Source organism: Candidatus Hodarchaeum mangrovi (genome assembly GCF_975850365.1).
On record NZ_CDLCQJ010000011.1, the window covers coordinates 19,341 to 32,927 of the forward strand.

At 34.1% G+C, this 13,587-nt stretch carries 12 protein-coding genes; 6 read left to right on the top strand and 6 right to left on the bottom strand.

Translation table 11 applies throughout. The features are described from left to right. Positions 1–10: 10 nt before the first annotated feature. Positions 11–1,762, bottom strand: coding sequence for a hypothetical protein (locus ACWVCY_RS01710; RefSeq protein WP_455139855.1), 1,752 nt, complete (start codon positions 1,760–1,762; stop codon positions 11–13). A gap of 158 nt (positions 1,763–1,920) precedes the next feature. On the opposite strand from ACWVCY_RS01710, the gene ACWVCY_RS01715 reads away from it, so the two are divergent. The 6 genes from ACWVCY_RS01715 (at position 1,921) to ACWVCY_RS01740 (ending at position 7,644) form a co-directional block, all read left to right on the top strand. Beyond that, entirely contained in the window at positions 1,921–2,397 is a 477-nt protein-coding gene (locus tag ACWVCY_RS01715; RefSeq protein WP_455139857.1) for a hypothetical protein, read from the top strand. Positions 2,398–2,436: 39 nt separating this feature from the next. Then, a complete protein-coding gene (locus tag ACWVCY_RS01720; protein ID WP_455139859.1) occupies positions 2,437–3,000 on the top strand; it encodes a hypothetical protein in 564 nt (187 codons plus the stop codon). 201 nt (positions 3,001–3,201) lie between these two features. Next, a complete protein-coding gene (locus tag ACWVCY_RS01725; protein ID WP_455139861.1) occupies positions 3,202–5,514 on the top strand; it encodes a xanthine dehydrogenase family protein molybdopterin-binding subunit in 2,313 nt (770 codons plus the stop codon). After that, entirely contained in the window at positions 5,514–5,978 is a 465-nt protein-coding gene (locus ACWVCY_RS01730; RefSeq protein ID WP_455139863.1) for a (2Fe-2S)-binding protein, read from the top strand. The genes ACWVCY_RS01725 and ACWVCY_RS01730 overlap by 1 nt, the downstream gene beginning before the upstream one ends. Beyond that, on the top strand, positions 5,975–6,775 hold the full coding sequence (gene xdhC / locus ACWVCY_RS01735; protein WP_455139865.1) for a xanthine dehydrogenase accessory protein XdhC: 801 nt from the start codon (positions 5,975–5,977) through the stop codon (positions 6,773–6,775). Before ACWVCY_RS01730 ends, xdhC begins: the two co-directional genes overlap by 4 nt. Before the next feature lie 2 nt (positions 6,776–6,777). Then, a complete protein-coding gene (locus tag ACWVCY_RS01740) occupies positions 6,778–7,644 on the top strand; it encodes an FAD binding domain-containing protein (protein ID WP_455139867.1) in 867 nt (288 codons plus the stop codon). Between the two features lie 23 nt (positions 7,645–7,667). Here ACWVCY_RS01740 and ACWVCY_RS01745 read toward each other — a convergent pair whose 3' ends face one another. From ACWVCY_RS01745 to ACWVCY_RS01765, 5 genes are read right to left on the bottom strand one after another with little or no spacing between them, the layout of a single operon-like run. Next, positions 7,668–9,497, bottom strand: a complete 1,830-nt coding sequence (locus ACWVCY_RS01745; RefSeq protein WP_455139869.1) for a histidine kinase N-terminal 7TM domain-containing protein — start codon at positions 9,495–9,497, stop codon at positions 7,668–7,670. A 4-nt stretch (positions 9,498–9,501) separates the two neighbouring features. After that, on the bottom strand, positions 9,502–11,832 hold the full coding sequence (locus ACWVCY_RS01750; protein ID WP_455139871.1) for a xanthine dehydrogenase family protein molybdopterin-binding subunit: 2,331 nt from the start codon (positions 11,830–11,832) through the stop codon (positions 9,502–9,504). Next, positions 11,829–12,305: a (2Fe-2S)-binding protein gene (locus tag ACWVCY_RS01755; protein ID WP_455139873.1), complete on the bottom strand. Its 477-nt coding sequence runs from the start codon at positions 12,303–12,305 to the stop codon at positions 11,829–11,831. Before ACWVCY_RS01755 ends, ACWVCY_RS01750 begins: the two co-directional genes overlap by 4 nt. Beyond that, the gene (locus ACWVCY_RS01760) at positions 12,302–13,135 is read right to left on the bottom strand and encodes an FAD binding domain-containing protein (RefSeq protein WP_455139875.1); all 834 of its coding nucleotides are present in this window, start codon (positions 13,133–13,135) and stop codon (positions 12,302–12,304) included. Before ACWVCY_RS01760 ends, ACWVCY_RS01755 begins: the two co-directional genes overlap by 4 nt. 6 nt (positions 13,136–13,141) lie before the next feature. Then, positions 13,142–13,384, bottom strand: a complete 243-nt coding sequence (locus tag ACWVCY_RS01765) for a MoaD/ThiS family protein (protein ID WP_455139877.1) — start codon at positions 13,382–13,384, stop codon at positions 13,142–13,144. Between the last annotated feature and the right edge of the window lie 203 nt (positions 13,385–13,587).

A 13,587-nucleotide genomic window follows, 5' to 3' on the forward strand; every position in this document is an offset into this window, starting at 1 on the left:
CTAATTGAGATTAGAACTCAAGTAAAACCGCCTTGGAACAGTCAAAGTTTTGGCCAAAAATCCTATCGATTGTTTCCCGAAGATCAGGATTTGTTCTAGCACCAAGAGCTCCTAAGAATTGCTTGTTTCGCATATGAATCGACCGACGTTGTAATTCCTCCTTTGATGAAGCTCTTATTTGTAGATCTGCAATTTTGTCTCGGTATGAGGCAGCTAATGTTCCTACCAATCGTGAATTCCCCTGATCAACACATAAGAGGAATTTTTCATCGTGCTCATTCATCCAGAAAACCTCATCTATCACTAGATTCCCCTGAATATTGAAAAGGAACTGAGATAACTTATTTAGTTTAGATAATATTCCTTCATAAAATTGGTATACTTCTGAAAGGTTTTGATTTACCTTTTTAATCATGATTTGAGTTTTCTTTGTTTCTAACTCTGACTCTAAAACTCCAATAATCGAATAATTTGCTTCTCGAATTGTATCAAATTCTTCAAATAAAGCAAAATCACCTACTGCCTCAACAGTTAATGATTTTGCCAAAAATTCACTACCGAGGACAAATGCAGGTATATCTTTCCATTTTTTCTTCTGAATAGGTTTTATACTAGATTCTAGTGCTGGACCTTCTTCAACGGATTTTTTCTTAAATAGATTTTTAATTCGATTAAGCAATCCGCCTTTGCCAGCTTTTGGTGTTATTTCTGGTTTCACTAGAGGACCTGATGAAATTGGTTCTATATTTTTTGTCTCTTGAGCAGTATCCATTATAACAGGTTTCCACCCTTCTCCTTCTAGTCCTCTTAAATGAAGAATTCTTTTCACACAATTGAGATTTATTTCATCTGCTGGTGTGGCTAGAACAAGAATGGGATGAGATATAATATTAGGATCTCGTACAATAAATATATGATCTAAATCCTCTGCGTCTTGAATTTGACATCGAAGGGAAATAAGAGATTTATTATCAAATAATTTATTTAATTGAGAATCCATTGATTGAATTTCTACTTTTAAACTTGTAAAGTTACTTGGTGGATCAACATTCCAAAGGGATATAAAATTTCCTTTCTCTGCCGCGTCTAACATTAAAATTGATTGAGATTTTTCTAAATTTGGTATTACTGCATTTGGATTTGTATCTACACTTTGTTTTTGTGCATAATCGAGTAAGAGCTTCCAGAGAACTGGTATTAATTCTTTTATATTAGATACTGGTGGAGATGATCTATATTTTTGAATCTGCTTATCTGGGAAATCACGTAACAGAGCAGCTGCAAGGATTCCTAATTGTAGCATGCAAGATGACTCTTGTTTTAACATTTGAGTAGAAATCTTCAAATATGGTAAAAAATAAGTATCTTTGATACGAAGTAAGCTAGATTTTCGATCCAATCCTCTTCCACCCATAAAAAGATCTTGTCGCCTTATCAGAGTGACAATTTTATATGCAAGGTAAAAAATTCGCATTAAATTATCAGCTGTTGAATTTAGTTCAGTACCTACTTTGAAAGATTGTATAACTGATTGGTAACGATCTTCATCTGAATTTCCCGGTGGTAATTCTGAAGTTGTGACAATAAAATCAGCTATGAATAAAGCACGAATAGCTGCATCTTCATCCGTTAAATTATTTTTTTTAGTAAGGTTCAAAAGATCGGGAAGAGTCTTATATCTATTTAACCTTGTCTGTAAATCATATTCTGTGTTTAATTTATCTGTTATTTCCCGGATCATTTCTAAATTTGGAATTTCCACAATAACACCTCAAAAGCTGATAAGTGAGTAAATCTTATTCCTAGAGCGTTACAATTCCGTCTACTTCAAAATTCTTTCTATTCAATTCTCCGATTAGGTCGAAAACATACATATTTTTAAAGGGGACTCTTTCACAGAAAAAAACAAGTGGATTAATTATGAGTAGAAGAGTATATGTGAAAGGAAAAAGAACTTATGCAAAAGGTCAGGAACCAGATCTATCTGATTCAAATAGATATCAAAATATTATTTCATTAATGTCTATTCGTGTTGAGAATGTTCATGAGAAAAATCCAATGGATCGTACAGGCGAATTTTATTTTGAAGTAGGAGGTAAAGGATTACTAAAGCATGATTACCGTATTCCTTTTGAAGGATCGCTCAAAATAAAAGAAAATATGACCTATACAACAAAACAAGACTTTACACTCTGGATTTCATTTTCAGAATCTAATGAATTAGGGAAAACTCTCTCAATACCAATAAAGTTGAGGGAAGCAGATCCTACAAAAGATGATGTCCTAATTAAAACTGAAGTCCCAATTGTTTTTGGTTCAGGCACAAAATATGAAGTTCTAAAAGCACCTGGAGTAACAATAAAACTTAAGATTTCATCCCATAAGACGAGGTATTAAAAGGAGAGTCGCTATAAAAAATAATTGGTGGATTATATTATGAGTGAGAAGAAGAAAACTAGGAGCATCTTTGATAAAATCAAGGAATCTGGAAAGGAATTTGTAGATGGTGTTAAAGAAGAAATAGATATGGGAACAATTTCCACTAAAGAAAAAGCTCGAGAATATACTGCACGAAAATCAAGTGATTTTCGTGAAACTGTTCGTCAACGTTCAAGGGATACCAGTTCACCAGAAGAATTATACTTTTCTGCTTGGAATTGGTTCTGTTTAATGATTTTTGGAGTATTTTTTAGCTTAATAATCTTTATTTTCAGCTTAGGAAATCCTAAATTTCTTCTTGTTGGTTTATTAGCATTAATTGCAATTCCCTTTATTGTGATATGGTGTCTGACTCATATGGTTCCAACCATAAAGATATTCGGTTTTACTGTTTTTGATAGAGATCAATTATCAGTGCGAAGACAACTCAGTATAGGAAAAGAAATAGCTCGTTTTTTTTCGAGAGAATTTCTTCAGGAATCACCAATGATAGCTTTTTTTATCTTTCTATTTATTCTTATTTTTATATTAGCGTTAATGTCAGCAATAGTGACACCCTGAATCTTATATTATTATTATTGATCCGTGATACTCCAATGGAGTAAATTAATACACTTAAATCAAGATTGAACGTCAATTTTGTAGTTATAGGTTCTAAATCTTTCAGATCCAATCTATGAATGAATCAGTTTTCACAATAAAATTAATACTGAGTTTAATCTACTTCTTTTCAATTAGAATATCATTAGTAGAGATGATCTAATGGCTGTTGGTAAGCGTTTACAAAGGAAAGATGCAAGAATAAAAGTAGTTGGAAAAGCTCCTTATGTTTACGATCTAAAATTTGCTGATGAACAGTTTCTAGATATAATACGAAGTCCATATGCTCATGCGAGAATAAAAAAGATTAATATTGAGAAAGAGAAACTAAAAACACTAGGAGTCGTCGTGGGAACAGCAGCAGATATACCTGGTAAAAATATATTGCATGTTATTCTTGATGATTGGCCATTATTAGCTGAAAAAACCGTAAATCATGTAGGAGAGCCAGTAGTAATCTTGGTTTCTTCTTCTCAAGAAAAGAATGAAGAAGCTAGGAAATTCGTGCATATAGAATACGAAAAGCTTCCTGCGGTCTTTGATCCAGTAAAAGCAAAAGGTCATCCAACAATTCATATTTTTGGAACAAATAATGTCTGTTCTCATTGGCAGCAGAAAAATGGTAATATAAAAAAGGGATTCGAGGAATCTGATATAATTATTGAAAATGAATATCGTCTTCCAGCTCAGGAACATGCATACATTGAAACACAAGGCTGTATTGCTGTTCCTCAAGGACATGATTTTATTACTGTCTATGGATCCATGCAATGTCCATTTTACGTGCAACGGTGTGTCGCAGAAATCTTAGGAATGGATTGGAGTAAAGTTAATATCATTCAAACTACAACTGGTGGAGCATTTGGTGGGAAGGAAGATGTTCCAAATCAGATAGGTAGTTTAGCAGCATTTGGGGCATGGTTAGTCAAGAAACCCGTTAAATTTTTTTTAAACAGAGAGGAAGATATAGAAACTACTTCTAAACGCCATCCCGCTGTAGTTAGATATAAAACTGGGTTAACCAAAGATGGAATGTTAAAAGCAGTTAAGGTGGAAGTTTTTCTAAATACAGGAGCTTATTCAACTCTTGCACCAGCTGTTCTTTACCGAGCTGCAATGCATGCAGTAGGACCTTATCGATGCGAAAATGTAGATGTTCAGGCTTACGCTGTTACAACTAATTTAGTTCCTTTTGGAGCCTTTCGAGGGTTTGGTTCACCCCAAGTTATATTTCCAGCAGAAGAACAGATGGATCGTGCAGCAGAGGCTTTGGGTTTAGATCCAAGTGATTTTCGGGAAAAGCACATCCTACATGTAGGAGATACAACTACCTTTGGTCAAATATTGACTCAATCTGTAGGATTAGAAAAGACACTAAAGAAAGCAAGAGAACTAAGTGATTGGTATAATAAGCGAAAGCCTACTCCAACGATAAAGCAAATCCTAGAAGATCAAAAAAATGGAAAATATCTACAAAAAGGAATAGGTATTTCAACAATCTTTTATGGCTGTTTTCTAGGGGCAGCTGGGAGGATAATGTCACGAAGTGGTGCCTACGTACAAATTGAACCTGATGCAAGTGTACGATTCGCAGTAGGAACAACTGAGATGGGTCAGGGGATGATAACAGTACTTTCTCAAATTGTAGCTGATGAATTGGGAGTAGATTATGACAAAATATATATGACTCCCGTTGAGACAAGTCGAGTTCCTGATTCAGGACCAACAGTAGCAAGCAGAGCTACCATTATGTCTGGAAGAGCTTTACAAGATGCCTGTAAACAATTACGAACCTTAATTTATCAAAAGATTGCTGGAAAATTTGAAATAGATATTCAAGATCTTGAAATCAAAGACCAAAATATCTACCAAAAATCATCCCAAGAGGCTGTTATTTCAGTTTCAGAAGCAATTAAATTTATTTATCAGGAGAGAGGCCGAGTTGCAGCTTCAGGATGGGATGTCGCTCCCTACACATATTTTGATAATGAAAAAGGTCAAGGTGATGCATATTCAGCTTATGCTTTCTGTACAAACATCGCTGAGGTTGAAGTTGATACTGAAACTGGTATTGTCAAGGTTTTAGATATTTGGGCTGCTCATGATGTAGGTAGAGCAATTAATCCACAAACTCTTGAAGGACAAATCGAAGGTGGAGCTTTACAAGGTTTAGGTTATGGGAGATATGAGCAAATTATTTTTACCCCTGAAGGGAGTATTCTTTCAAATAATCTTGGTACTTACTTAATTCCGACAACGAAAGATACTCCTAGAATTCATTCAATAATAATAGAAGAACCTTGGTTAGAAGGACCGTATGGAGCGAAAGGAATAGGAGAACAACCTATAATGGGTATTGCTCCAGCTGTTACAAATGCAATAGCAAACGCAGTTGGGATCCGGTTAAATGAAATTCCTGCAACACCTGAAAGAGTTTGGGCTGCTTTACAAAAGAAAATTCAGGAGGATATCTAGTGAAAATCGAGATAATAGTTAATGGCATCAAATATTCGAAAGATGTTCCACCTAATCAAAGATTATTAGATTTTTTAAGGGAAGATCTGGGACTAAGAGGTACGAAATATGGATGTGATCAAGGGGAGTGTGGTGCCTGTAGCGTAATACTAAACGGAGAAATAGTGACATCCTGTATTATTCTAATGGCTCAATTACCACCTCAAAGTGATGTGTTAACAATTGAAGGAGAGGATCAAGTTCTTCAGTTACTTCAGACTACATTCGCTGAACAGGGTGCTGCTCAATGTGGTGCATGTACTCCAGGTATGATTATGGCAGCAACTGCCTTGCTAATAAAAAATCCTAAAGCTGATCAAGATGAAGTTGAAGAAGGATTATGTGGTGTATTATGTAGATGCACAGGATACATAAAGATATATGAGGCTGTAAGAGCTGCTCAACGGAGGTTAGTCAGTAAATGAAAGGTTTTATTCAAACTATAACAAAATACATTGAATCAGGAAAATCTATTGGTCTTGTTACGGTAGTTGATGTAAAAGGATCAGCTCCTCAAAGAGTAGGAGCCAAAATGATTGTTTCAGCTGATGGGAAATTGGTATGGGGTACGATAGGGGGAGGAACTATTGAAGCTTTAGCTTTGGAACAGGCAAAAAACCAAATGAAAGAGAAAAAACCACTTTTAAAGACCTTTGAGTTAGTGGAAACTGGAGAAGAAGCAACAGGGATGCTTTGTGGAGGAGAAATGCAATTATTTTTTGAAGTTTTTGGAGCAACAACAAATATCTATATTTTTGGTGCAGGTCATATAACCCAGCAATTAATTCCACTTCTCAATAATCTAGGATTTTCGATCGTAATCATTGATGATCGTGAAGATTATATTGCTGAAAATATCGGTAAAAAATATTCAGTTCGGACTTTTTCTGGTAATATTCCTGAAGTGATTGACAGTTTAACTTTCGAAGAAGGTTGTTATATTATTATTCAAACCTATTCACATGATTTAGATGAAAAAATCCTTGAATATCTATTAACAAAAAAGAAAGATGAGATTAACAAAACTAAATATATTGGAATGATCGGGAGTAAACGGAAAATTAAGGAAATCTTTTCTCGTTTAGAAGCTAGAGGAGTTCAAAAACAGAGACTAGATGAAATTCATGCCCCAATCGGTCTATCTATTGTTAGTCAAACCCCTGAAGAAATTGCTATATCAATTGCAGCAGAATTAATACTAGTCCGAAATAAGGAGGATTAAAAGTGTATAATCTCGACATTGAAACTCCTAAAAGTTTAATGGAGGCATTAACTCTAAAAAATAAGTTTAAAGATGGAATTCAGCCATTAGCTGGGGGTACGGATGTTTTAGTATTGGTAAGAAATAAGCTTGGAAAATGGGGTGCTTCACCAAGATTATTAAATCTTACACAAATTCAAGAATTAAAGTTTATTACCGAAAATGATGGATTCATCGAGATTGGACCTTTAACCACTCATACCCAAATTTTAGAAAGTCTAATCATAAAGCAATATTTTCCAGCATTCGTTAAAGCTGTAGCTTATGTTGGTTCACCTCAGATAAGAAATCTAGGGACAATAATTGGCAATATTTGTAGAGCTTCACCTGCTGCTGATAGTTTACCTGTTCTTTATGCTCGAGATGCTCAAATTCAGATTCAAACCATTAACAACAAGAAAATTATTCCTATCGAAGAATTCATTACTGGACCTGGTCAAACTGTGTTACCTAATAACGCTTTGGTAACTAAATTAATCATACCTAAACTACCAAATTATATTGGGGATTATACAAGTATTCGACAAAGAATCGCCCTTTCTATTGTCGTTGTTTCTGTAGCTATTGAAGCTCAGTTTAATCAGGAAAAAAGAAGGCTTGAAGACATTCGTATTAGCTTAGGAGCGGTTTCCCCGACCATAATACGAGCTAGAAAAACAGAAAAGCTTCTTATGACTGAAAAGCTTACTTTTGATTTGATAATGGAAGCGAAAACAAAAGTCAAAACTGAGTGTGTTCCTATTACTGATATTCGTTCAAATAAAGAATATCGTCAAGCGATGACAAGTGTTTTACTGGGAAGGTTTTTAGATAAGTTAATTAGATCGTAAAAGGTTATTATATAGTAATTGAGTTAATATGATTCTAAATATTTAGGTAGAGTAAAAATAAATTTAGTTCCTTTAGGAATAGCGTCTTCGATCCATATTTGACCAGAAAAATTTGTAATAGTTTCCCAAACTATTGTAAGACCTAATCCTATTCCTGCTTTTGATCCAAATGCTGCAAATGGTTCAAAAACTTTATTCCTTAATTCTTTGGGAATTCCTGAACCAGCATCCTCAATTATGACCTTCCATTCAGTTTGATGATCTTCACAAAGGATTTTTATTTTCCCATTATCTGGTGAATACTTGACTGCATTTTGTAAAAGATTCCAAATAGCACTCTTTATGGTTAAATTAGCTAAAATATTCATTTCTAAATTAGGAGGGTATAAATACTCTATTAAGAGGTTTTTAGATTCAATCTCTGTTTTGATTTGTTTAATTATCTCAGCAATAATTTCCAATAAATCATATTTTTCATATTGTTGGGTCTTTAATTGATTTAAAGATTTTAAATAAATAGTAACTTCATCAATTAAAGTTAAGATTGCCTTTCCCTTTGCCTCGATGGCTGTAAAACTTTCATTGATTTCCTCAATATTCTGAGTTTCTTTAGCAATTTCAGCATAACCTTGAAGGGTAAAAAGATGGCCTCTAAGATCATGAGAAAGTAATTTCAAAACAAGTTCATGCATTTTATTTCTATCTTTTAGATTATTCTCTGCAATTTTCCTATCGGTAATGTTTCTAATATTCAGAACAATACCAAGTAGAGATGAACCAACCTCTTTTCGAAGAGGTGAAAGGTTAATTTCGAAATATTCAGTAGTTCTTCTTCCATGCTTTTTTGGTAGTTCTATTTCAGAAGCATATTCACTTATTATACCTGAAATGATTTTATTAGCACCCTCCTCCAATTCAATTAATTTTTCTACCGATTTTTTTCCAGGAATATAATTTTTAAGTGCAGCAAAGACATTTCTACCGTAAAAGCTAGCTAAATCGTTTCTATCTAAGCCAAAAATCCGATTTGCTGAAACATTAAGGTCAACTACTCTTTTTTGTAAATCAGTTATAATTAGTCCATCTAAAATCTCGTCTACTACTCTATGACGAGCAATTGGAACTATATCAAGGAATCCTGTTTCAATAATGGCATATGTAAAAAGGACAAAAGTAATACTAAACGCGATTGGTGTTAAATCAAAAAATTGAAGTTGAGGGAATATGCCTGATATCCTGATGATATTTCCTAAAATTGGAGGAAAGCTTCCAATAACCATTATAAATAACTGCTTTTCATAAAGGATATTTTTAATAGGATTTTTTCGTTCTTTTAGAAATGATAACATCAAGAGAATTATTCCTGAAATGATTAAGATATACGAATAAACAGTATGACTATAAAAGGCTGGTCCATATGTTAACATGAGATTATTAAATGGTGGATCTGTATTTAGCTGGATCTCGCTATAAAATAACTTATGTTCTCCTGTTGTAATCATGAGAAGATAGTGAATTAAAGATGGAAGGAAAATTAATAATAAGAGGGGCTTTAAGGCAAGATTTTCTCGTTTTGTAAATATAAGAACAAAAATTAGGAACAATGGGGGTAAGGTAGCTATACCTATATATTGAAATTTGATGAGTAAAAGCATAAAGTCAAAATCTATTGCAGCAATATCTAGTGTATATCCAGTACACCATATGACACAACTTGATATCATTAACGCAAAAACAATATTCAATTGCGTTCGTTGGCGGAAGAGAAGGGTATAAATTAGCAAATAAATAGAGAGGAGTGAAACTGCACCCATCAAAAGTGCATAAATATTAAATTCCAAGGTCAGAATCATTAATCTAAGACACCTTTTGACGTTTAATTTCCGTTAGTACTCTATCTGGTGTGTAAGGTGATTCAGTAATTCGTATTCCAATGGCATCATAAATAGCGTTCGAGATGCAGGGTAATGGTCCGTTTATATTAACTTCAGCAACGGATTTTGCGCCAAAAGGTCCAGAAGGTTCATAAGTTTGTATAATAATGGTTTTTATTTCTGGTAAATCAATTGGAGACAAAATTTTATAATTTCCAAATGATGGATTAAGCATTTTTCCTTTTTCATTAAAGATATACTGTTCATAAAGAGCATAACTAAGACCATTTACTAGGGCACCTTCTGTCTGCCCAATAACCAATTTGGGGTTAATTGGAGTTCCAGCGTCCACTCCTACAACGTAACGTATCACTTTGACCTGACCAGTCTCTATATCAACATCGATCTCAGCAAAATGTGCAGCAAAGGGCGGTGGAGATTTTTTAGACAATTCAGAAGCTACAGCTCCAATTTGTCGCTGGTTTGATGAATATAACGATTTTGTTCCAATTTCAGCAAGGGAAATTGATACATTAGTATTTTTATGCTTAACTTGCCTATTATCTAAGTATAATTCTTCCCGAGGAAGATTTAGGAGTTTTTCAGCATATTCCAATATTTGAGCTTTTATTTTCTTAGCTAAGTTAAGAACTGCTTGGCCAGAAAGGTAAGTAGTACTACTTGCATATGCTCCTTTGTCAAATGGTGTTATATCAGTATCTGAAGACAAAATAATGACATCTGATATATCTATTGATAATTCTTCAGCAAATATCTGTGAAAGAATTGTATCACTCCCAGTCCCAATATCAGTTGCTCCTACAAAAAGATTGAAGGATCCATCATCATTTAGTTTTGCATAGCTTCCAGCCATATCAATATATGGAATAGATGATCCTTGCATTAGAGTTACCATCCCAAAACCCCGCTTTTTAGTATTTGTACTATGTTTCTTTTTTATTTCTTCGCGATTCCACCAATTAATCCATTCGGCTCCCTTTTCAATGCATTCTGTTAAACCAACAGATTCCATAATTTGTTCGTGCCCTTCAGTTCCTTCTCCAAGAGCTTTAAAGATAGGAGATGTTTCTCCCTCCTTAATATGATTCATCAGACGGAATTTTGCTGGATCCATCTTTATACAGTGGGCTAATTCATCCATCATTATTTCCATTGCGAATGCTGACTGAGTTCCTCCATATCCTCGATAAGCACCTGCTACTGGTAAATTTGTATAGACCGTATTTCCAACAAATCGGATATTATTGCAATGATAGAGGGGAAGAGATTTACTACCAGTATTGCTCATTACAGTTAAACCATGAGATCCATAAGCACCTGTATTACTTACGACTTGCATATCCATCGCAGTAATAGTACCGTTATTTTTTACACCAGCCTTAAACTTTATAGTCATGGGATGTCGTGTTCGAGCAGAAACAAACTCTTCTTCACGTGTCATTTCAAATTTGACTGGTCGTTTCAATCTAAGAGCAAAAGCTCCAGTAATTAGTTCAGTTACCACTTCTTGTTTTGTTCCGAATCCACCACCAATCCTAGGTTTAATCACTCGGACGCGTTTTAAAGGAATTTTTAAAACAGAAGAGATAATCCTTCTTGCATGGAACGGTACTTGAGTGGCAGTTCTGATTGTTAATCTGTCATACTCATCTAAATATGCAATAGAAATATGTGGTTCAAGTGGGCAATGTTGACCATAATGATTTCGTGTAATTCGTTCAATGATGTGATCTGCTTCTGCAAATCCTTTTTCTATATCACCGCATTCGACATCTAATGAGGCTACAAGGTTTTTACTTGCATTATATTCAACTGGAATAATATACATTGCTTCCCCTTCATCATGGATTACAATCTTATTTTCATAGGATTCATCCCAATTAAATATTGGCTCTAAAACTTCATACTTGACATTAATAAGGGAAACAGCTTTTTCAGCAATCTTATTTGTTTCCGCTGCTACAGCTGCAACCCTATCACCGACATATTTCACCTTTTTATTGAATATTCGAGTATCATATACTGAAGGTTCGGGATATCCTTGTCCAGCAGTTGTATGAAGGACTTGAGAAGCATTTTTGTAGGTTAATATGTCAAATACTCCAGGTAATTTTTCTGCTTCACTTGTATCTATTGATAAAATCCGTGCATGCGCATGAGGACTATATAAACACCTGACATGGACTAAGTTTCGGAAGTCTTGATCATCGGTGTATAAGGGTTTACCCAAGGCTAAACTAAGAGCATCAATCTTTGGAATACTTTTTGTTACAACTTTAAATTGCCGAGTCATTTCTTTTCACCACGAATTATTTCAGCTGCTTTTAAAACTGCTTCAATTTGTCCACGATACCCAGTGCATCGACATAAATTACCATCAAGAGCAGATTTAATTTCATCTCGGGTCGGATTTGGGTTTTTATCAAGTAAGGCTTTTGCAGAAAGTATCATTCCAGGGATACAATAGCCACATTGAACCACATTCTCCTCAACAAATGTTATTTGAACAGGGTGTGGTTTTTCTCGTGTTCCAATTCCTTCAATGGTTATAATTTTCCCTTCATGAGCTTGTGCAGCCAGAATAATACAAGATTTTACTGCTCTCCCGTTGAGTATAACAGTACATGCACCACATGTCCCTTCATTACAACCAAATTTTACACCTTTATATCCTTCCCTTCTGAGTACATCAAGTAAAGTTTCGGAGAGGTAAATTTGGAGTGTTTTCCTCTCTCCATTAATTGTTACATTTATTTGATGTTTCAAGTAGTTTCCTCCTTCATTTCATTAATGAATCGTTTTAGAAATACTTCCAAAATTGTTGTACGATATTCTTTTGAGGAACGAAAATCTGCTACAATCGATAAATTTGCCCTTAATAAGTTAATAAGTTGCTGCGTATCTATTGTATTTACTTTTTTACCTATTAGTGCTTCTTCAACTGAAGTTATACGTTGAATATTAGTGATCCTTGACACTGCAAATTTTACATCTTTAATAATCCCTAGTTCAATATTTGATGAGAATGCAAGGGTAAGCCATGCGTAATCAGCTTTCGTTAAACAAAATTTTTCATAACGAGTAAATAAAGCTGAATTTATAGGGAAAATTACTTCTTTTATCAATTTACCTCTTTGAAGTTTTTTCATTTCAAAAAAGTTTCTTGCAGATATCCTTTTCTCCTCTTTTCCTTTTTCAATAACCATTATTTCCGCATCTAAAACAAGGAGTACAACTGGAAGTCCTACCCATGGTATTTTTCTAGCAATATTTCCTCCAAGAGTGATTTTATTTCTTAGAGGGGTATCAGCAATTAATTGACAAGCTTTTGTTAGTATTCCTTTACCAACTTCTAGACAGAGTGGAGATTCAATTATTTCAGTGATAGTGGTCGTACTTCCAATTCTAAGAGAATTTTTCTCTTTTTTAATATAATTTAGCGGAATTCTGGTAATATCAACCATTTTAATTGGAGATTTATGTTTCTGTGTTGCAATATGTGTTCCTCCTGCAATTATTTCTGTATCATTCTCAGATAGGAGGATTAGTGCTTCATCTATTGTAGTTGGATAGATCCATTTTGTAATTTTAGACATTTTTAGTTATCCTCCGCCAATAGGGAGAGTTAGGAAAACATGATCACCATCTTTGAGAATATAGTCATTCAGTACCCGAACACCGTTTACAATAGCAACCATATGTTCAATATCTTCTTTTTGAAATCCAATGAACTCTATTAATTGCCTAAGATCAAGTTGATCAGCTATTTCGACAGTATTTACTCTTTTTTTCGAAGGAAACGGATTTCTTAAGGTAGCAACTAATTCTATAACTATTGTAATCATGCTATCAGTCGAAGTTATTTATCCCAAATAAAGTTTATTTTCCTTCCAACCCCTTTTTATATTAAGGCGGTTTCCATAACTAAATATCATTATTGAAAATCCTTCTGAAGGGAAATGGAGATTTTATGCATATTAAGAGTCGACAAATTTATGTACATTGTGTTTTACTAGTTCCAAATCTTTTGGATCGTCAATATCAAAAA

Bases quoted from the DNA above. Each gene is read 5' to 3' on its own strand.
- ACWVCY_RS01715 (WP_455139857.1), top strand. From the start codon at position 1,921: ATGAGTAGAAGAGTATATGTGAAAGGAAAAAGAACTTATGCAAAAGGT.
- ACWVCY_RS01720 (WP_455139859.1), top strand. From the start codon at position 2,437: ATGAGTGAGAAGAAGAAAACTAGGAGCATCTTTGATAAAATCAAGGAA.
- ACWVCY_RS01725 (WP_455139861.1), top strand. From the start codon at position 3,202: ATGGCTGTTGGTAAGCGTTTACAAAGGAAAGATGCAAGAATAAAAGTA.
- xdhC (WP_455139865.1), top strand. From the start codon at position 5,975: ATGAAAGGTTTTATTCAAACTATAACAAAATACATTGAATCAGGAAAA.
- ACWVCY_RS01745 (WP_455139869.1), bottom strand. From the start codon at position 9,497: ATGATTCTGACCTTGGAATTTAATATTTATGCACTTTTGATGGGTGCA.
- ACWVCY_RS01750 (WP_455139871.1), bottom strand. From the start codon at position 11,832: ATGACTCGGCAATTTAAAGTTGTAACAAAAAGTATTCCAAAGATTGAT.
- ACWVCY_RS01760 (WP_455139875.1), bottom strand. From the start codon at position 13,135: ATGTCTAAAATTACAAAATGGATCTATCCAACTACAATAGATGAAGCA.
- ACWVCY_RS01765 (WP_455139877.1), bottom strand. From the start codon at position 13,384: ATGATTACAATAGTTATAGAATTAGTTGCTACCTTAAGAAATCCGTTT.